The organism is Staphylococcus carnosus (genome assembly GCF_900458435.1).
GTDB lineage: Bacteria > Bacillota > Bacilli > Staphylococcales > Staphylococcaceae > Staphylococcus > Staphylococcus carnosus.
In genome coordinates this window covers 2,313,575-2,334,432 of the sequence record NZ_UHCT01000001.1, presented here as the reverse complement: position 1 = coordinate 2,334,432, position 20,858 = coordinate 2,313,575, and the positions used below count along the sequence as shown (strand labels likewise).

The window sequence follows — 20,858 nt, the reverse complement described above, 5'->3', positions numbered from 1 at the left end:
GGAAATCAGACAAACAGACGATAGAAAAAAGTGACAGAAATTTGATAGAATAGCAAGTGAACCATGTGGTGCTGCGCTCTGATTATGTATTAAAGGCTGCAGCACTGTTATTGACTTTCTGCTTTTTTTAATTTTCTTTTATAAAAATTCTGCACGTTAAAGCTAATAGAAATGAGGTAAAGTTATGATTAAACTTATTGCAACTGATATGGATGGCACGTTATTAAACGCGGGTCATGAGGTCTCAGAAGAAAATATACAAGCAATTAAAGCAGCGCAAGACCAAGGTATTACGGTCGTTATTGCGACAGGCCGTGCGTTTTATGAAGCAAGTTCACCAATTGAGCCTACAGGCTTAAAAGTGCCATATATCTGCTTAAATGGTGCAGAGGTACGTGATGAATCATTTGATATTATGCATACTTCGAGTTTGAATCGTGAAATGATAGAACAAATCACAAATATCTTGAATAGCGAAGATGTATATTACCAAGTGTATACAAATTTTGGGATTTATACAGAAGATCCTCAAAAAGATTTGGATATTTATATCGATATTGCTGAGCATGCTGGTCAAAAAGCTGATGTTGAAAAAATCCGTAATCATATTCAACACCGCATCGATCAAGGTACTTTAAAAGTAGTAGATAATTATGATGACATTACTGGTCGTCGTGGAGAAATTGTAATGAAAATTTTGGCATATGATGCAGATGTTGAAAAAATAGAACGTGTCAGCAAACAGTTGGAACAACATTCAAATTTAGCAATTTCATCTTCAGCACGCGGCAATATTGAAATCACAAATGCATATGCTCAAAAAGGTATTGCGCTTGAAGAAATTGCTAATCAACTGGGCATTGATATGAAAGATGTAATGGCTATTGGCGACAATATGAACGATGTCTCAATGTTAGAGCGTGTAGGTTATCCGGTTGCTATGGAAAATGCTATTCCTGAAGTAAAGGAATATGCAAAAGAGATTACGGATACTAATGAACATAGCGGAGTCGGCAAAGCGATTAATAAAATGTTAATAGAAAACCAAAAACATGAAGGGTAAGCTTTAGGGGAGCGCCTGGATTGAAGAGAGTCAATTTTAAATAAAAATATTATGAGGTGAAATATTATGAAAGGCTTAATTATTGTAGGAAGTGCACGTGTAAATTCACATACTAAAGCACTTGCGCAATACTTAAAAGGACAATTAGAAGAAAAAGGTGTTGAAACAGACATTTTTGATTTGGCGGATCAGCCAATTCATACATTAGATGTATCAGGAGCAAGTAATCCACCTGATGAATATAAGAAAAATGTAGAGGAACTGCAATCGAAAGCACGTGAAGCTGATTTTATCATTTTAGGAACACCAAACTATCACGGCTCTTATTCAGGTATTTTAAAAAATGCACTTGACCATTTAACAATGGATGATTTCAAGATGAAACCTGTTGGTTTAATGGGTAATAGTGGAGGTATTGTCAGCGCTGAACCATTATCTCACTTGCGTTTGATTGTACGTACATTGCTTGGTATTGCGGTGCCGACGCAAATCGCGACACATGATTCTGATTATGGAAAACTTGATGACGGCTCTTTCTATTTACAAGATGAAGAATTCCAATTACGTTCTCGCCTATTTGTAGAACAAATTGTATCATTTGCGGAAAGCCGTCCGTATGAACACCTAAAATAATATTGATTGAAAACACGTCATTCTTCTAAGTTGGAATGGCGTGTTTTAATATGTACTATCAGCAGACATTTGAAAAAATCATCTATTTATATAAAAAAACGCCTTATATCCAATTCTTCTGGACATAAGGCGTGATATTTATATTATTTACTCTAAATTTGCATGATTTTGCTGCATAGCTGTTTCATCAATATTGAAAATTTCCATCAAATCAAGGACCACAGCGTCTAAGAAAATTTGTGCAGATTGTTCGAATAAACTGCCGAGTGGTTGTTCTGAACCTTCAGCATCATATTTTGTGCCTGCCGGCAATTCAATAACAGTATCTGCAATTTCACCGATTTTAGAATCAGGCTTTGTTGTGATTAAAACAACTTTTGCATCTTCGCCTTTAGCTTTGTCAGCTAATAGACGTAAATGTTCAGTACTGCCTGAGCCGGAAATGACGATAAACAAATCACCTTTATGGATAGAAGGTGTTGTTGCACCGCCAATTACATGTGATGCTTTGCCGAGCTGGTTCAAACGCATCGCAAAACTGTTTGCAACGTAACCTGAACGTCCTTTACCTGCGGTAAAAATGTTTTTGGCATCACGTACTTCATTTTCGAATTGTTCCACTTCTTCATTTTTAACGTGACCAAGTGTATTTTTCAATTCATCTAAAATGAGCTGATAACGTAATTCAGTCATATTATTCACCCTTAACTGCGTCACGGCAAGCTTTCGCAGCTTCTACAGGATCGTCAGCATTTGCAATACCGCCACCGACGATGACTAAGTCTGGACCTTCAGCTACGATATCTTTGATAGTGTCTGGTTTAATACCGCCAGCAACCGCAACTTTAGAATTTTTGATAACAGATTTAACTTTGTGCAAGTCTTCTAAAGGAGATTTACCTTCAGCTTGCAAGTCATAACCGATGTGTACTGCAATATAGTCAGCACCCATTTCATCTAATTCTTTCGCACGTTTTTCAATATCTTGCACAGCAATCATATCTACTAATAATTGTTTGTCATTTTTGTGTGCTTCTTCGATAGCAGCTTTGATTGAAGCATCTTCAGCTACACCTAAGATTGTTACAACATCAGCGCCGAATTTAACAGCTTGGCTGACTTCATAATCTGCTGCATCCATGATTTTCATGTCTGCAAGGACTTTTACACCATCAATATGCTCATCCATATATTGAACAGATGGCAAGCCTTCGTTATATATGATAGGAGTACCGATTTCTACGATATCGACATAATCTTTCACTTTATTAGCTAATTCTGCAGCTTCTTCTTTATTTAATAAATCAATTGCTAATTGTAGTTCCAAAATGATTCATCCCTTCATATTTTAAATATTTTAATACGAGTCACGATAATTTATATACCCCGAAGTTCAGAAATCAAACGTACATTAAAGACTAGTCTTCGCGTCCCATATCATCTGGAGCAGCTGCCTCATCAACATAAATTTCTACATTCGGGTGCTCATACAAGATAGTAGCAGGTACATCTGCATCTTCAATACCACTTGCTAATTTTGTAATGGCATCTTTCTTTTTCTCTCCAAAAGCAAGCAAGATAATACGTTTTGCTGACATAATTGTAGATAAACCCATAGAAACTGCTTGCTTAGGTACTTCCTCTTCTGTATCAAAATAGCGGCTATTTGCACGAATTGTACTTTCAGTTAAATCTACGACACGTGTTTCACTTTCTTTGGATGTTCCAGGCTCATTAAAACCGATATGTCCATTTTCGCCAATACCAAGTATTTGAATATCTACAGGTCCCCGTTCGCGCACCATAGCTTCATAGCGTTTTGCTTCATCGTCTAAGTCAGCTGCATCACCAATAGGAACATGGATATTATTTGCAGTGAAATAAGGATATTGTTCAAACAATACTTTCTGCATATAGTGATGGTAACTTTCAGGATGAGTTTGTGATAATCCGACATATTCATCTAAGTTGAACGTTTCTACATTTGAAACGTCTACATCGTTCATTTTTAATAAATTCACGAAATTTGCATAGACATCTACCATTGTACCGCCCGTTGCTAATCCTAGTTTGCTCTTAGGATTGCGTGTGATTTGATTGAATAATTCGCATGCTGCATAAAATGAAGCGTCATGACGATTACCTAAATTAATAATTTTCAATGATATCCTCCTCGAAAAATAATAGCAAAGAAAATAGGGGACTTTTCCCCCTACTGTCTTTGAATACATTTCTATTATAACTACGACAATGATAAACAGATAGTAAAGCACGTTGGTATTTATAATAATCAATTTAAAAAACAAAAATAGTAAAGTTGTTTAGTAGAAAATTTAAACAAATATTATAAACAGTCTCCAAAAAAGATATGACTAAATAAAAGTAAGAGAAAAAATATCAGAGTGTTTAATGACAATTAATACATAAAAACATGCGAGTGCAATGTCTCTCTATCTTTGAAATGGGAGGAGATGTTGCACGCTTTCTTAGTAAAAACGGTATATAGTATGAAAAACCAGAAATATCACAATAACCTCTTTAGAAACTCGGCAAACAGTTATATAATTAAAATATTGTTTCTAAATTATGAACGGCTTTATATTAAAGCAAGAAAGCAGCAAGATTTAACAAGAAAATAAATCTTACTTAAATTGTCGGAATAAATTGAGCAAGACGATATATTTATATACGCAGATTTAGTACAATGAAGTGATACAAGAAACGACAACTCAATCGTTAGATAGAAAATAATGAACATAACGAAGTAAAATATATAAATGAATTACTGAACTAATTCTATTTGTTGCGTTTTACGCAAGGGAGTGAACGAAGTGGAACCGATTGAATACGAAAAAGTACAAGGTTTACTTGAATCGTATGTAGACCAGCCGGTTTATCTGCATGTCGAAACAACAAATGGGGCATATGCAAATCATTTTGATCAACGTGTCTTTAATGCAGGAACTTTTTTAAGGAATATAAAAGTAGTTTTTGAACATGCAAAACTGAAAGGCGGGGGCAAAGATCCATTCAGAGTAGGTTTAAAGCTGCAAGATAATGGCTGGGTTTATGTACAAGGTTTAACACATTATGAAGTTAATGAAAATAATGAGTTTTTATTAGCAGGATTTAATTATGAAGGACAGTTAGCAGCAACTTTAGAAATCAGCACTGTTCCTTTCCAATTATAAGGAGGGCGTAACATGTCAGAGGAAAGCCAAGTATTAGTTATTTTTCCGCATCCTGACGATGAGACGTTCTCATCAGCAGGAACTCTAGCACGTTATATTGATAATGGCGTGCCTGTAACATACGCTTGTTTGACGCTTGGTCAAATGGGACGTAATTTGGGGAATCCGCCTTTTGCGACACGTGAATCACTGCCGGAAATTCGTGAACACGAATTAGAAGAAGCCGCAAAAGCAATTGGCATCAAAGATTTACGCAAAATGGGTTATCGTGATAAAACAGTAGAATTCGAACCTTATGAAAAAATCGATGGAATGGTACAGTCTTTGATTGAAGAACTTCGTCCTTCATTGATTATTTCATTTTATCCAGGTTATGCTGTTCACCCTGACCACGAAGCTACAGCAGATGCTGTTGTTCGTACAGTAGGCCGTATGCCGAAAGATGAGCGACCACGTTTGCAATTGGTTGCTTTCAGCAATGATGCCATTGATGAATTAGGAGAACCTGATGTTGTCAATGATATCAGTGAATACAGAGATACAAAGTTAAATGCATTTAAAGCACATGCATCACAGTCTGGTCCGTTCTTGCAACAATTAGCAGAACCGCAAGTACCAGACGAAGCCAAAGGTTTCTTAGAACAAGAAGCCTATTGGACATATAAATTTGAATCATAAGTGGAGGCGCACACAGATGAGTGAATTTGATTTAACAACACGTGAAGGTCGTTGGAGACACTTCGGTTCTGTTGATCCAATAGAAGGTACAAAGCCTACCGTTAAAGAAGAAATGACCGACTTACAAAGCACGCACAAAGATTTTTTGTTTGAAATAGAAGAAGTAGGTATCAAAAATTTAGTTTATCCAGTCGTTATTGATAATTACCAAACAGCGGGTACATTTGCCTTTTCTACAAGTTTGACGCGTGAAGAAAAAGGCATCAACATGAGCCGTATTTTAGAAAGTGTTGAGAAACATTATGATAATGGTTTGGAACTATCATTTAACAATTTAGAAGCTGTTTTGCATACTCTAGAAAAACATATGAAACAAAGTTCAGCTGGTGTAGATGTATCTGGTAAATGGTTCTTTAACCGCTATAGCCCAGTTACTAATATAAAAGCAGTAGGGAATGCAGATGTAACATATGGTTTAGCTGTTGCAGGCGATCAAGTGACACGTAAAGAATTGACAGTTCAAGCCACAGTTACAACATTATGCCCATGTTCAAAAGAAATCAGTGAATACTCAGCACATAATCAACGCGGTGTAATCACTGTGAAAATGTACATCGACCCTTCAGCAACTTTACCGACAGACTATAAAGAGGTTATTTTAGATGCTATGGAAGCCAATGCCAGCTCTATTTTATATCCGATTTTAAAACGTCCGGATGAAAAAAGAGTGACAGAACGTGCTTATGAAAATCCACGCTTTGTCGAAGATTTAATTCGTTTAATCGCAGCTGATTTAGTCGAATTAGACTGGGCAGAAGGATTTGACATTGAATGTCGTAATGAAGAATCTATTCATCAGCATGATGCATTTGCTAAATTAAAATATAGAAAATAATCGTTAAACACTGCAATCCTTTCAAAAGTTTCATCACATAAGATGAAAAAAGAAAGGATTGTTTTTGTTTATACCACTGCTGATTTATTTCACTGAAGTTTTGTATACTAGCAATCTTAAATGCTCTATTAGATGCATGAAGTTATGAAATATAACAATAAACAAGATAACTGCACAATCAATTTTAAAATACTGAATTTATAAAGCGACGTATACAGCCCTATTCATTACTGACTTAATGAATGGGGTTATTTTTATGTATATTATGGTGCTATTTATAAAATATTGATTTTCAAAAACGGTTGCTTCATCTTTTCTTTTGAATAATATTTTTCTTTTCATTACTTTTTGCGAAATTTAATACGTTAACGTATCTAACATTTAAAAATGTTAATAATTGTTTTTATGAAAAATTTCTGTTTCATACTTTAGAATAGTGGTATGTAATTACATGTGTTTTATCACTAAACGTAGAGGAGATGAAGTACATGCGTTTTGATAAAAACAAAATTAATCGCGTGGACGCCAGTGTGGCTAAAAGGAGCGTAGTCGCAACTGGTATAGGTAACGCTATGGAATGGTTCGATTTCGGACTTTATTCTTATTTAGCAGTTATTATTAGTAAGAACTTCTTTTCAGATGTTCAGAATGATCAATTAAAATTAGTATTTACATTTGCAACCTTTGCAATTGCATTTTTATTACGCCCTGTCGGAGGTATTATCTTCGGTATTATAGGTGATAAATTCGGACGGAAAATAGTATTGACTATCACGATTGTAATGATGGCTATTTCAACAGTACTCATCGGTTGTTTGCCGACATATGATCAAATCGGAATATGGGCTCCCATACTTTTATTGATAGGTAGAATTATCCAAGGGTTTTCAACTGGTGGAGAGTACGCTGGTGCTATGGTATATGTGGCAGAAACCTCACCAGATAATCGACGCAATTCATTAGGAAGCGGATTAGAAATCGGTACGCTATCCGGTTATATCGCAGCTTCAGTATTATGCGGCGTCTTGTTTTTCTCATTAAATGATCAACAAATGGCAGCATGGGGTTGGAGAATTCCATTCTTCTTCGGACTGATTTTAGGTTTTGTTGGTTTATACTTAAGAACACATTTAGAAGAAACACCTATTTATGAGAATGAATTATCTAAGCAAGATGAACGTGATAAAATCGGTTTTTGGACAAGCGTACGATTTTATTATAAAGACATCATTGTGTGTTTCGTAATGGTTGTCTTCTTTAACGTGACGAATTATATGGTTACATCCTATTTACCGTCGTACTTAGAAGAAGTTATAGGTGTCAAAAATGGCTTGGTCACTGTCTTAATCACTTGTATTATGGCAATTATGATTCCATTAGCGCTATTTTATGGTAAAACAGCAGATAAAATCGGAGATAAGAAAGTCATGCTGTTTGGTTTAGGCGGTATTATTCTATTCAGTATTTTGGCATTCTGGCTCATCAATTTAAAAGCTATTTTCCCAGTTGCTATTGGAATTTTAATCTTAGGTATTTTCCTTGCGACATATGAAGGAACAATGCCAGGTACATTACCGACGATATTCTTTACGCATATCCGGTACCGTACATTAGCCATTACTTTTAACGTTTCTGTTTCACTATTTGGAGGAACAACACCTTTAATCGCTACGGCTTTAGTTGCGAAAACAGGAAATCCTTTAATGCCGGCATTTTATCTAACAGCTGTCAGTATTGTAGGGTTCCTAGTAGTCCTCTTCATGCATACCAACACTGCATCTAGATCACTTAAAGGATCATATCCGAATGTGGATTCAGATGAAGACTTTAAAAAAGCAGCTGAGAATCCTAAAAAATCATTGTGGTGGGTTCAAGAGAAAAGAAAACGTGAACACGAGTCAGGAATTGACATGGAAGGTATTAATTAAATTTAAGAATCAATTTCAGCACGGGAAGTTTGCGCATATGCGTAGCTTTCCGTGTTTTTTATTTTTCACATAAATAAAGCACCACTGTCGAACCTGAAGGGACAAATCAGGTAACTTGAGAGAAGGGACAATCTCACAAGGGACAGTGATGCTATATTTTTAGGGTGTGCCTGCAAATTGTGTCAGGGGAAAGACAATTTACGGCTTTTTAAATTCAATGATTAGATTAACTGTTAATGCAATTTCATGTTTAAGTTAGGATATGAATTTCACGTCTATTTAGGAGGTTATACGCGATTTTATTGCATCATATTTGAGAGGGAGCTGACATTTTAGGGTGGGTAGAAAGGTGTAACGATTATCATTAGAATCTATGTTCAGGATTGTTTCGGATTTACACTTGTGCCGCTCCCTCTACATTAATTATTGTATTAGATATTCAACTTGAAAACATGAGGCTTTAGCATCAACTTTCACTCATACAATGAGACCATCTTCTTCTCAGACTAATTACCGAGAGCCTTCGAGTTGAAATTTTGAAAAGTAACTATAATTAAATATGAGGGGTTGTATTAATAGTTTTGATGTATATAAAAAGTGGCATCACTCAATTTAGAGCAATGCCGCGCTTTAAAATTAATTTTATACTTCTTTGACATCTACATCGATTTTTTCAATACGATTATATGCACCGTGATCAACGGGGCCAACGAATTCATTCATTTTCCAACCGTTTTTAATTGCTGAAGCTACGAATGCTTTCGCATTTACAACTGCATCTTTAGGTGATTGGCCGTTTGCTAAGTTTGCAGTTGTTGCTGCAGCGAATGTACAGCCTGCGCCATGGTTATAACTTTGTTGGAACATATCTGTTGTTAATTGGTAGTATTTGTCACCATCATAATACAAGTCATAAGATTTATCTTGGTCTAGCGCTTTGCCGCCTTTGATGATTACATTTTCAGCGCCTTGGTCGTGAATTATTTTAGCTGCTTTTTTCATATCATCAATAGATTTTAGTGTGCCTAAACCTGATAATTGTCCTGCTTCGAACAAGTTTGGTGTTGTAACTGTTGCTTTAGGCAATAGATATTTAATCATTGCGTCTGTATTGCCTGGATTCAATACTTCGTCTTCACCTTTGCAGACCATAACTGGGTCGACTACAAAGTATTTCGCACCAGATTCAGTAAAGGCTTCACCAGCACGTTTGATAATCTCTTCAGAACCTAACATACCTGTTTTGACTGCGTCTGGTCCGATAGAAATTGCTGTTTCCAATTGTTTATTGAATAAATCAAATGGAAGCGGTGTAACATCATGAGACCAAGTTTTAGGATCCATTGTGACTACAGCAGCTAATGCTACCATACCGTAAGTGTCCAACTCTTGGAACGTTTTTAAATCTGCTTGCATGCCAGCGCCTGCGCTTGTATCTGAGCCTGCAATTGTTAATACTTTTTTCAATGCCATTAAACATACACTCCTTCGCGTACTCTTTTCTTACATTTTATCATGTTTAAATCACTAGCAACATCATATTGCATAAGACTCGATTTAGCGATATGAAGGTGTGGGAAGTATAAGGGATGGAAGGTGGGTTAACTACGTCTAAACTCTTGCTTTAAGGGATACTATGTTATGATAACGATGAGGTGATTCCATGAATTGGTCAGAAGTATTTCATGATATAACAAACCGACATGACTTTAAAGAAATGCATGACTTTTTAGACAAAGAATATTCTACAAAAACTGTTTATCCAGATAAAGAAAATATTTATCAGGCTTTTGATTTAACACCTTTTGATAAGGTAAAGGTCGTAATTATCGGACAAGATCCGTATCATGGTCCAAAGCAAGCACATGGCTTAGCTTTTTCTGTTCAGCCGGAAGGTAAATTTCCGCCTTCCTTGCGGAATATGTATAAGGAATTAGAAGATGATATTGGATGCAAACGTACCGTTTCTCACTTGCAAGATTGGGCGAGAGAGGGTGTACTTCTTTTAAATACAGTACTTACTGTTCGTAAAGGTGAAGCTGCTTCACATCGTAATATCGGTTGGGAAGTGTTTACTGATGAAATTATTAAAGCAGTTTCAGAATATCGTGACCATGTGGTTTTCATATTATGGGGAAAACCTGCACAGCAAAAAGAGAGACTAATTGATACTTCTAAACATGATGTCATCAAGTCGGTACATCCGAGCCCGTTATCAGCTTATCGTGGTTTCTTCGGTTCTAAACCATACTCTAGAGCAAATACTTATTTAGAGGCACACGGTGAGACGCCGATTGATTGGTGCGGAGAGGAGGCGCAGCGTGGATAAAGATAAAATTATCTCGTTGATTGAGCAAGAACTCGTACAAGCAAATGAGGCGGAAAGTGAAGCGGATTTTCAAAAACATATTTATGCTATCCATACTTTAACTTCATTATATGCGGACACAAGACCAAAAAGTGATAACAATCAAAACGTGAAATCAAGATATAATAAAACGTATCAAACTTCTAGTTCCAATAAAACTGGAATTAAAAATACCGCTAGCCATACAGTACATTCAGGTATTACTGCAGCTGAGATTGAAGCGATGGGTGGGAAAGTATCTCATTCTAACTCGACATCAAATACATCGACACCGCCTGGAAATTCCAATAAAATGGTAACTGACGATGAACTCGGAAACGGTGATTCAATATTCGATTTCTAGCGAGTTGAGAAACAGAATTAAAAATAGGAAATTGCTAAAAATATCTTTGGCATCCTTATTATATTTATAAAGGAGAGTTTCATAGTGAATCTAAAATCAATGAAAACATTTTTAGCTCTTGGCGCAGGGGCAGCAGCGTTATCCATTGCGACAGGTGCTTTTGGTGCCCATGCTTTAGAAGGCAAACTATCAGAACATTATTTAGATGTTTGGCAAAAAGCCACACAATACGAAATGTATCATAGTTTAGGATTAATCGGTATTGGTATTTTAAGTGGTACTACAAAAATGAAATTAAAAGCAGCAGGTTGGATGATGTTTGGCGGCATTGTTATCTTCAGTGGTTCACTTTATGTATTGTCATTGACACAAATTAAACCACTTGGTGCCATTACGCCAATCGGCGGTGTACTTTTCATCGCTTCATGGGTAACATTACTCGTACAAGCACTAAAAATTAAAAAATAAATAGCGAAATAGGTTCAAAAACTCGCCTCACAGGGTATAATGTATCGAATGAGGTGAGTTTTTATTATGGGACAGAAAAATAAAGAAAATATCCATAAAAAAGTAGATCGTGGAGATTTACAGCAAAACCTATCAGAAAAATTCGTTTGGGCTATAGCATATGGCTCATGTATCGGTTGGGGTTCTTTTATCCTTCCGGGTGACTGGATTAAACAATCCGGTTCCATTTCCGCAGCTATTGGTATTACAATAGGCGCTTTACTAATGATAATTATCGCTGTAAGTTACGGCGCACTTGTTGAACATTTTCCGGTTTCCGGTGGGGCATTTGCGTTTAGTTACTTAAGTTTCGGTCGTTATGTCAGTTTCTTCTCTTCTTGGTTTCTGACATTTGGTTATATTTGTGTTGTAGCCTTAAATGCCACCGCGTTTAGTTTGCTTTTGAAATTCATGATGCCAAGTGTATTAGAGCATGGTAAGCTCTATACGATTGCTGGTTGGGACGTCTATTTGACTGAAATTATTATTGCAACAGTATTATTACTTGTATTTATGTTAATTACGATTCGTGGCGCACACGTATCAGGAAGCTTGCAGTATTATTTCTGTGTTGCAATGGTTATTGTCGTATTATTGATGTTCTTTGGTTCATTCTTCGGCAAAGATTTTTCATTCAGTAATTTACAGCCTTTAACAGCAAAACATGAAGGTTGGTTTACATCTATCATTATGATTGTGGCTGTTGCGCCATGGGCATATGTTGGATTTGATAACATTCCGCAAACAGCAGAAGAATTCAGTTTTTCACCGAATAAAACATTTAAATTAATCGTATACAGTTTACTTGCAGCCGCAGGTACATATGTTTTAATGATTTTATATACTGCATGGTTAGGTAAAAGTGGTTCAAGCTTAAACGGAAACCTTTGGGTTACAGGCGCAGTCACTAAGCAAGCATTTGGCTATGTTGGACTCTCTGTATTAGCAATTGCGATTATTATGGGGATTTTTACTGGCTTGAATGGATTTTTAATGAGCGCTAGTAGATTGCTTTTCTCAATGGGACGTTCAGGCATAATGCCTCGTGTCTTCAGCAAATTGCATCCGGTGTATAAAACGCCTTATGTTGCGATTATATTCTTAGTTGCATTGACATTGATTGCACCGTGGCTTGGTCGTACTGCACTTACTTGGATTGTCGATATGTCATCAACAGGTGTATCAGTAGCATATTTAATTACTTGTTTATCAGCAGCAAAATTATTCAGTTATAACAAAGCCAGCAATACTTACGCGCCTGTATATAAAACATTTGCGATTATTGGCTCGGTATTCGCTGCTATCTTCTTAGGATTATTGTTAATTCCAGGATCACCTGCTGCATTGTCTATGCCATCTTATATTGCATTGGCTGGTTGGTTGATACTTGGTCTTATATTCTTTATTGTTCGTTATCCTAAATTGAAGAGAATCAATAAAGATGAGTTAAGTCGATTAATCTTAGACACAAGCCAAGCAAAAGTGGAGTCTATGATTGATGAGCCAGATTCAGATAAAGAAGCTTCTACAAAGCAAAGTGAGATTAAATAATAGATTAGACTATAAAATATAAAGCGATGAAAACCAAATTGTGTTTTCATTGCTTCATTTTTGTTCTTAGAAGTATTGAACCCAATAAAAAATGAGATACATGACAACTATCTTAATGAAAAATTGAATATATTGCGTCTTTTTGCCCCTTTAATGCATTCAATAATTAAAGGGGCAAAGTATTGGAATTAAAGAAAAACAGGATATTACTTGCAATGCTTAATGGAATTATATAAGTTATTAAAAACAAATAAGATGTATGCTGTATCTTGTTTGTTTAAAAATGATGTAGGAGGAACAATATGGAAAAAATGGTCGAGCAATTTATCGATCAATTTGGTTACCTCGGTGTTTTCTTGCTAATAGCTTTAGAAAACATTTTTCCACCCATTCCATCAGAGTTAATCTTAACATTCAGCGGTTTTTTAACATTACATTCTAATATGAATATTATTGGCGTGATTATTGCTGCAACACTTGGTTCTGTATTTGGGGCGATCGTACTGTATTTTATTGGGCGCTTTTTATCTATAGAGCGATTACAGAAGTTAGCAAACGGTAAAACTGGTAAAATACTGCGCTTTAAAGCAAGTGATTTAGACAAAGCAACTGGTTGGTTCGATAATCATGGTAAAAAAATTGTCTTTTTTGCACGGTTTATTCCAGTTATCAGAAGTTTAATTTCAATACCTGCAGGAACAACTAATATGCCGCTGATTTCATTTTTAATATTAACTACACTTGGAACGCTGATTTGGAATACAGTGCTCGTTATACTTGGACAACAAGCTGGAGAAGCATGGCCGAAAATTTCCGCTGCTTTCGATTCTTTCTCAAGTATTGTACTTATTGTCTTAATTATTTTACTTATTATCGGTATTATATATTTTGTGAAGAAACGCTTCAGCAAGTCTAAATATGACTAGTAAAACAACAACCGTCCACTTTAATAAAAGTGTTGGACGGTTGTTGTTTTCTATTTCGTGATTGATATTTTCAAATAGGTAAGAAGAACCTAGAGATGACAATAGTATAAATGAATACACAGTTCAAAATTAAAATATTAAACCTCTCTTGAACGCAAAAAGGTTCAAGAGTATTAAAAATGCATCGTTATTGGAAATAAATAAAATCGTGAATAAACATAAACATCTTCTTCAGGCAAGTGCAGTTTTGCACTTACATTTTTTAAAATAACATCCTTAGGCTCTTTGCTGAATAAATTATAGTAATATTTACCTTCTTTATCAGTTTGGTATCGCCATGCACCTAAAAATTTAAGGCTATCGATATCTGGCTGTGATTCTGGGCTTTTAACAGAAACTGAATAACTTAAATAAAGTTCATCCTCGATTTTGGGGCAATTTTTTCTAATACGGCGGTTGATTAGAATGTTAAACGGAGATAATATTATAAAAATACTTATCATAATTTGCATTGGCATCAAAAGTGTTGATGACGGCTTTCCAATCGCAGTAAAGTAAGACCAAAAGGCTACACAAACGAACATAGTGAGTACTGCTAAACTAAAAATGATACGTTTGAAAAAACTGAGGTATTCGTGTTCGGCTGCTTTAGTGTCTGCTAAATTATAAATAGGATTATCTTTTTCTTTTAAATAACTATAGAGTACCGTGTACTTAGAATAATTCAGTTGTTTTGCTAAAACTGAAAGGAAAGGGCTTTTTTCTACTTTAGTATTTGGTTCTTTTAAATCTTCGCTTCTAACAAAAGTTACTTGTAGTTTCGTATCGCTGACAGTCGAATTTTCTTCAAAAGTATAAATGCCGTTTTTAATGTTTGTCAGCATATACCCGTCTTTTTGCTGTTCTTCTAAATAACGAATTTCTGAAGGACTACCTTTAAAATAAAGTTTAAGTTGTTTTTTCATGATGTAAATACCTTCTTTCGTTTTATTCGTATGATGTTTTTAGAGTAGTATTTTTGTTCTTCTTAATTATATTTTAAATATTCTGAATATTAAAGGCAAGTGTTTTCTCTTAACTTTTATAAAAAAAGTATATAAGAAGAAAAAGATAAGTATTGAAAAGAACCTACAATAAATTATTGCAGGTCCACCTTAATTGTTTAAATTTCTTTTTTTAAGAAATGTGCTTTTGCCGGTAATTACTAAACGTGCAATTTGGTCTGAAAATAATAAACCCGCTGCGATGGCGCCCGCAATTAGCGTTACTTCCAACATAGTCTTTACAGCGTTGCCGAATTGTAAAATAACAAGACTCTTCGTAGCATCAAAAGCTAATCCTCCAGGTACTAAAGGAATGATTCCTGGTACCATAAAAATGATAACGGGCTCTTTTTTGAAACGTGCCATGACATGGCTCAAGAGACCTAAAGCTAAACTGCCAAAAAAGGATGCGTAGATCGTATGTAGTTCTAAACCGCGAAATAATACAATATAAACCATCCATCCACAAGCACCAACTAATCCTGCCCAAATATACATACGTTTGGGAGCATCAAAAATCACACAAAAGAAGAGGGAGGCGATGCAGCTGAATATAAAATTTAATAACCAAAACATAAGCAACCTCCTAAAATATCAACAGCATAGTGCCAACGCCAGCACCAATGCCGAACGAAGTCACAAGTGCTTCTAAAGATTTTGTCGTAAACATCATCATATGACCACCAAATAAATCTTGAATTGCATTGGTAATCAGTACACCAGGTACGATCGGCATAACGGATGCAATAATGATGGCAGAAAGTGAACCATCAGGCACCATACTGTGTCCAAAGATAGCAATAGCACCTATCACTGCAGATCCTAAAAATTCTGGTATGAATAATGTTTTTAAATTTGCGCGATATAATGATTCCACAACTAAATAACCTAAGCTTCCTGCAAAAATTGTGGCTAAGATATCTATGAAATTTCCAGTCTGCAGATATAAAAAACTGATGGAAATAATTGCTGCTGCGATGCCTTTGTATAATAAATCATGTGTCTGTTTATCTTTATATATTTGTCTCAATTGCGCATATGCTTCTTTAAGTGTAATCTGACCAGCACTTAATTGACGAGAGACTGAATTCGTTTGAGAAATTTTAATTAAATTGGTGTCTCGTGATTCGATTCGGTACATGCGGGGAGTGGTTTGGTTATCTAATAAGAAATTGATGACCGTGTTTGTAACGAAGCTGTTGCTTTCTTTGTATCCTAAAGTTTCAGCCATTCGATTCATAGTACCTTCGACTCGTGTTCCTTCAGCACCGGACTCCAAAAGAATTCTACCAGCTAACATAATAGCGTCTTTAGCCAACTTTTCTTCAGGTGTATCTTCTATATAACTGTTTCTATTTCCTAAAATCATGTTATCACTCATTTAATAGGCGTATTTTATTTTCACATAAATTTCGATTTTTTTGAAAATTACATGGACTATTACGATTATGTCGTAAAAACTAAAGATACTCAAGGTATTATTTTGTAATATTCATGTAAAAATTAGGAATCAAGACACTTTAAATGGGTCTAAGAATAAAAAAATATATTAAAATAAATTGAAAAAACAACAAAATAAGAGAACGAATATAATGGTTAAAAGTAAATGCTTTTGGATTTGATTATAAAATGAGCTATAAGTAAAAGACTCTACGAATGGAAATATAGAATGTTGTGAAAGTCGTAGTTGTGTAATTTAAAATTAATTTTGAATATAGAATATAAGTAAATTAGAGGTGTTCCATTATATGGTTTTTTTATCATTACTTTATGTTTCAAATATTTCAAAACGGTTAAAGTTATAATGGTTGGCTGTTGAAAGCTGTTAACTGAGTAGCGACGGTTGGCATCGCTTCGCAGTTAACCAGAGAGATTGACAAGTAGTGGCAAAGTTCTCCAGGGACACTACACAAGGGATGAGCGACACTGTATTTACAAGCCATACACGTGTGCGCTTGCAGGCAGATACTGCCGGCATTTAGAGTGAGGGATGCCTTTGGTCAGTGCCACTATTGTTTAGGCTGTGTTAGGCAGCATACAGAGGGTGGTACATAGGTGTCGCTCACTTTTTGTGTTGTGCAGTATTCTGTCTTTGACTTATATATTATATAGCATGACTATAAATGGGAGCAAAAAGGAACTTGCGCTAAGTAAATAGGCAAGTTCCGTTCGTCTTTATACATAGATAAGCAATGTTTTTAGTACAGTTTTTTATATTTATCTTTATTTTTCTTTTATATGTGATAATCCAAATGATAAAGAAGAAGTAGATAATCGGTATTGCATTATACATCAATCCTTTAGCGTTTAATTATGTCTTAAATAAGAAAATCACTGATTTTAAGACATTTACTATCTTTATTAGATATCACAAAATGTCGTTATACCTACTAGACCGCCACCTCAAAATCCTATAGGTCCTAAAACTGAGTCGCTTATTGCTGAACCATCTTTTCCAATAAGACATTTTGCTGTTCCGCTGATGTTAATTTTTTAATCCTTTAGTTTTTATTTTTTGAAATCAATTTGTTTCATTTGAATGAAGTCGTAGAATTCGTACGATATGAAAACGGTTTCTTTAAGCCTGTTATACAACTTTTTTATAGTTTAATCCACTTTTTTATAGTGTACGTCAAAAATGAGGCTTAAAAGTATAAATATATGTTAGGGATTTTATTTAATAAAACTTATTTAACGCGAATATGAAAATGCCCCGGTAAAATGAAGGTTTTACTTTACCGAGGCATTTATAATTAATTTGAATATCATTTTGATTTCATTGATAGTTTAGATTCTGAAGAATGTTTCTAAAGTTTCTTCTGGCAAGACATGTCCTACGAAGAAACTGCCGAAATCGCCGTAACGTGCTGTAGTTTCATCAAAGCGCATTTCATAAACAATTTTTTTGAATTGTAGTGGGTCTTGTGCAAATAGTGTGACACCCCACTCGTAGTCATCAAAACCAACTGATCCTGTGATAAATTGTTTGATTTTACCAGCATATTTACGACCAATCATACCATGGTCATACATTAATTTTTGGCGTTCTTCCATTGATAGCATATACCAGTTGTATGTTTCATTACGGCGTTTGTTCATTGGATAGAAACAGATATAATCTGAATGTGGTAATTCAGGATATAAACGTGCTTTTACATGCGGATTTTCATATGGGTCTTCATCTGATTTGCCAGCTAAGTAGTTGCTGAGTTCAATGATAGAAACATATGAATAAGTAGGTACTAAGTAATCTGCAATACGTAATTTGTTAAGTGCGAGCTCGATTGAGTTCAATTCTTGCATTTCAGGACGTAAAACCCATAAAAGGATGTCGGCTTTTTGACCTGTAATATTATATAGCGCATGGTCGCCATTATGATCATCACGTACTGACGCTAATTTGTCCAAGAAATCATGGAATTCTTGAACGATTTGGATACGGTCTTCATCAGGTACAAGACGTAATGTAGGCCAATCTACTGCATAGAATAAATGGAGGCTGTACCAACCATCTAAAGTTTCTGCTGCTTGACTCATTTAAATCGCTCCTTTAATTATCTATTATTTCACTAAAAATTCTATCATAAAGCGTGATTGAAAGCATAGAAATTGATTATGTATTAGCGCGTGAAATGTTGCTCTAAATGACGTATAATTAAGGATGGTAAAAATAAACTCGTAAATTTGAGGAGGACATTATGCCTAGTTTATTAAATGTATTACAAGACAAACTTTCAGGAAAAAACGTAAAAATCGTATTGCCGGAAGGTGAAGATGAACGCGTATTAACAGCAGCAGTAAAATTACATTCAACTGATTATGTAGAACCTATCGTTTTAGGTGATGCTGAAAAAGTTCAATCACTTGCCGATGATAAAGGGTTAGATATTTCTGGAATTGAAATCATTACACCTGAAACAAGTGACTTGAAACCAGAACTTGTAGATGCTTTTGTTGAGCGTCGTAAAGGTAAAGCAACAAAAGAACAAGCTGAAGATATGTTGAATAATGTGAATTATTTCGGAACAATGCTTGTTTACACTGGTAAAGCTGATGGACTCGTAAGTGGTGCAGCACATTCAACTGGAGATACAGTGCGTCCTGCATTGCAAATTATTAAAACAAAACCAGGTGTGTCTAAAACATCAGGTGTTTTCTTTATGATTAAAGGTGACGAACAATATGTATTCGGAGATTGTGCTATTAATCCAACATTAGAAGCAGCAGACTTAGCAGAAATTGCTGTTGAAAGTGCAAAAACAGCGAAAAGTTTCGGAATGGATCCTCGTGTTGCTTTGTTAAGCTTCTCAACTAAAGGTTCAGCAAAATCTGATGATGTAGAAAAAGTAGAATCAGCTACTAAATTGGCACAAGAAAAAACGGAAGAAGAAGGATTAACTGATGTTGTTATCGATGGTGAATTCCAATTTGATGCAGCGATTGTTCCTAAAGTAGCTGCTAAAAAAGCACCAGATGCTAAAATTAAAGGCGATGCAAATGTCTTCATCTTCCCAAGCTTAGAAGCTGGAAATATTGGTTATAAAATTGCACAACGTTTAGGCGGTTATGAAGCAATCGGACCAGTATTACAAGGTTTGAATTCTCCAGTGAATGACTTATCACGCGGTTGCTCAACTGAAGACGTTTATAACTTATCAATTATCACTGCAGCACAAACTTTACAATAATGGATTTAAGACAAGAATATTTTAATGGCTCAGATTGGCGCTACATTGATCATTCTACTGGTTTAGCGCCAATGCAGTCATTTGCTTTTGACGATACCTTTTCAGAAAGTGCGGGCAAAGATTTATCATGCAGTGTGGTCCGTACTTGGATTCATCAGCACACGGTAATTTTAGGAACCCATGATGCGCGATTGCCTCATTTGAAAGATGGCATTCGTTATCTAGTAGATGAATGTGGTTACAATGTGATTGTGCGCAATTCAGGCGGCTTAGGTGTTGTGTTAGATCAAGGTATTTTGAATATCTCTTTAATTTTTAAAGGGAAGACAGAAGTATCCATCGACAAGGCGTTTAATTTAATGTATGAGCTGATTTGTAAGATGTTCGAAGATGAAAATGTTCAAATCGACACAAAAGAAATTGAGCGGTCTTATTGTCCTGGTAAATTTGATTTGAGTATTGATGGTAAGAAATTTGCTGGTATATCACAACGACGAGTACGTGGTGGAATAGCAGTCCAAATTTATTTATGTGTAGAAGGTTCGGGAGAAGAACGTGCTGAAATGATGCGTAATTTTTATAATCATGCATTACAAGGTGAAGAAACAAAATTTAAATATCCGGATATTGATCCTTCATGCATGGCTTCGTTAGAAACATTATTAGGACATGATTTAACTGTGAATGATGTAATGTTTAAATTGCTTCATTCTTTAAAAGACTTAGGTGCTACTTTAAATATGGACCCAGTAACAGATGAAGAATGGACACGATTTGAAAAGTATTTTGATCGTATGATTGAACGGAATGCTAAAATCAATGCTAAAATGGATGACTAAAATATGGAGATGCAATCAGCTGTAAAGCGAGGCATCTCCTATTTAGCGTGTTTTATATGAATAAGCAGCACAGTATTTTTATGACAAATTTATGTCCAAATGATTTAAATCATTTATGTTTTTAGGTAAAATAAGAGAGAAGTTTATTATCTGGTCTTAATTTTTCAACCTAAAGTAGGATAAAATTAAATGAAAGATAAGCTAT

General features: G+C 35.2%; 21 protein-coding genes. 13 read left to right on the top strand and 8 right to left on the bottom strand.

Translation table 11 applies throughout. The features are described from left to right. Positions 1-184 precede the first annotated feature (184 nt). Together DYE31_RS11395 and DYE31_RS11390 are read left to right on the top strand one after the other, a co-directional pair. Positions 185-1,063 (top strand): Cof-type HAD-IIB family hydrolase, encoded by an 879-nt coding sequence (locus DYE31_RS11395; protein WP_012664251.1) that lies wholly within the window; start codon positions 185-187, stop codon positions 1,061-1,063. A gap of 66 nt (positions 1,064-1,129) precedes the next feature. Continuing rightward, positions 1,130-1,696, top strand: coding sequence for an NADPH-dependent FMN reductase (locus DYE31_RS11390; RefSeq protein ID WP_012664252.1), 567 nt, complete (start codon positions 1,130-1,132; stop codon positions 1,694-1,696). A 147-nt stretch (positions 1,697-1,843) separates the two neighbouring features. Here the strand turns inward: DYE31_RS11390 and hxlB are convergent, their stop codons facing one another. From hxlB to nagB, 3 genes are all read right to left on the bottom strand, one after another. Next, entirely contained in the window at positions 1,844-2,389 is a 546-nt protein-coding gene (gene hxlB / locus DYE31_RS11385; protein WP_012664253.1) for a 6-phospho-3-hexuloisomerase, read from the bottom strand. 1 nt (position 2,390) lies between these two features. Further along, positions 2,391-3,023, bottom strand: coding sequence for a 3-hexulose-6-phosphate synthase (gene hxlA / locus DYE31_RS11380; RefSeq protein WP_012664254.1), 633 nt, complete (start codon positions 3,021-3,023; stop codon positions 2,391-2,393). A gap of 91 nt (positions 3,024-3,114) precedes the next feature. Continuing rightward, positions 3,115-3,858, bottom strand: a complete 744-nt coding sequence (gene nagB / locus DYE31_RS11375) for a glucosamine-6-phosphate deaminase (RefSeq protein ID WP_012664255.1) — start codon at positions 3,856-3,858, stop codon at positions 3,115-3,117. Positions 3,859-4,527: 669 nt separating this feature from the next. Here nagB and DYE31_RS11370 point away from each other — a divergent pair. From DYE31_RS11370 to DYE31_RS11355, 4 genes are all read left to right on the top strand, one after another. Next, complete coding sequence (locus tag DYE31_RS11370; RefSeq protein ID WP_012664256.1) at positions 4,528-4,887, top strand: YojF family protein; 360 nt, start codon at positions 4,528-4,530, stop codon at positions 4,885-4,887. A gap of 12 nt (positions 4,888-4,899) precedes the next feature. Further along, entirely contained in the window at positions 4,900-5,565 is a 666-nt protein-coding gene (gene bshB2, locus DYE31_RS11365) for a bacillithiol biosynthesis deacetylase BshB2 (RefSeq protein WP_012664257.1), read from the top strand. Positions 5,566-5,581: 16 nt separating this feature from the next. Continuing rightward, positions 5,582-6,460 (top strand): GTP cyclohydrolase FolE2, encoded by an 879-nt coding sequence (gene folE2 / locus DYE31_RS11360; protein WP_012664258.1) that lies wholly within the window; start codon positions 5,582-5,584, stop codon positions 6,458-6,460. Positions 6,461-6,948: 488 nt separating this feature from the next. Further along, on the top strand, positions 6,949-8,388 hold the full coding sequence (locus DYE31_RS11355; protein ID WP_012664259.1) for an MFS transporter: 1,440 nt from the start codon (positions 6,949-6,951) through the stop codon (positions 8,386-8,388). Positions 8,389-9,030: 642 nt separating this feature from the next. Here the strand turns inward: DYE31_RS11355 and thiD are convergent. Continuing rightward, positions 9,031-9,861, bottom strand: a complete 831-nt coding sequence (gene thiD / locus DYE31_RS11350; RefSeq protein ID WP_012664260.1) for a bifunctional hydroxymethylpyrimidine kinase/phosphomethylpyrimidine kinase — start codon at positions 9,859-9,861, stop codon at positions 9,031-9,033. A gap of 190 nt (positions 9,862-10,051) precedes the next feature. Between thiD and DYE31_RS11345 the strand changes: the two genes are divergently transcribed. The 5 genes from DYE31_RS11345 to DYE31_RS11325 all read left to right on the top strand — a co-directional run bounded on the left by DYE31_RS11345 (position 10,052) and on the right by DYE31_RS11325 (position 14,083). After that, positions 10,052-10,717, top strand: a complete 666-nt coding sequence (locus tag DYE31_RS11345; RefSeq protein WP_012664261.1) for a uracil-DNA glycosylase — start codon at positions 10,052-10,054, stop codon at positions 10,715-10,717. Then, on the top strand, positions 10,710-11,099 hold the full coding sequence (locus DYE31_RS11340; protein WP_012664262.1) for a DUF5327 family protein: 390 nt from the start codon (positions 10,710-10,712) through the stop codon (positions 11,097-11,099). Before DYE31_RS11345 ends, DYE31_RS11340 begins: the two co-directional genes overlap by 8 nt. Before the next feature lie 99 nt (positions 11,100-11,198). Then, a complete protein-coding gene (locus DYE31_RS11335) occupies positions 11,199-11,567 on the top strand; it encodes a DUF423 domain-containing protein (RefSeq protein ID WP_041613074.1) in 369 nt (122 codons plus the stop codon). A gap of 66 nt (positions 11,568-11,633) precedes the next feature. Continuing rightward, positions 11,634-13,157, top strand: coding sequence for an APC family permease (locus DYE31_RS11330; protein WP_012664264.1), 1,524 nt, complete (start codon positions 11,634-11,636; stop codon positions 13,155-13,157). A gap of 302 nt (positions 13,158-13,459) precedes the next feature. Further along, entirely contained in the window at positions 13,460-14,083 is a 624-nt protein-coding gene (locus DYE31_RS11325; RefSeq protein ID WP_012664265.1) for a DedA family protein, read from the top strand. A 173-nt stretch (positions 14,084-14,256) separates the two neighbouring features. On the opposite strand, the gene DYE31_RS11320 is transcribed toward DYE31_RS11325, so the two are convergent. The 4 genes from DYE31_RS11320 to hemQ form a co-directional block, all read right to left on the bottom strand. Beyond that, the gene (locus tag DYE31_RS11320; RefSeq protein WP_012664266.1) at positions 14,257-15,048 is read right to left on the bottom strand and encodes a DUF2812 domain-containing protein; all 792 of its coding nucleotides are present in this window, start codon (positions 15,046-15,048) and stop codon (positions 14,257-14,259) included. A gap of 189 nt (positions 15,049-15,237) precedes the next feature. Then, positions 15,238-15,702, bottom strand: coding sequence for a threonine/serine exporter family protein (locus DYE31_RS11315; protein WP_012664267.1), 465 nt, complete (start codon positions 15,700-15,702; stop codon positions 15,238-15,240). A gap of 10 nt (positions 15,703-15,712) precedes the next feature. Next, positions 15,713-16,495 (bottom strand): threonine/serine exporter family protein, encoded by a 783-nt coding sequence (locus DYE31_RS11310; RefSeq protein WP_012664268.1) that lies wholly within the window; start codon positions 16,493-16,495, stop codon positions 15,713-15,715. Between the two features lie 1,418 nt (positions 16,496-17,913). Further along, entirely contained in the window at positions 17,914-18,663 is a 750-nt protein-coding gene (gene hemQ, locus DYE31_RS11305; protein WP_012664269.1) for a hydrogen peroxide-dependent heme synthase, read from the bottom strand. A 161-nt stretch (positions 18,664-18,824) separates the two neighbouring features. On the opposite strand from hemQ, the gene pta reads away from it, so the two are divergent. Beyond that, positions 18,825-19,814, top strand: coding sequence for a phosphate acetyltransferase (gene pta / locus DYE31_RS11300; protein WP_012664270.1), 990 nt, complete (start codon positions 18,825-18,827; stop codon positions 19,812-19,814). After that, positions 19,814-20,653: a lipoate--protein ligase family protein gene (locus DYE31_RS11295; RefSeq protein ID WP_012664271.1), complete on the top strand. Its 840-nt coding sequence runs from the start codon at positions 19,814-19,816 to the stop codon at positions 20,651-20,653. Before pta ends, DYE31_RS11295 begins: the two co-directional genes overlap by 1 nt. Positions 20,654-20,858: the final 205 nt, after the last annotated feature.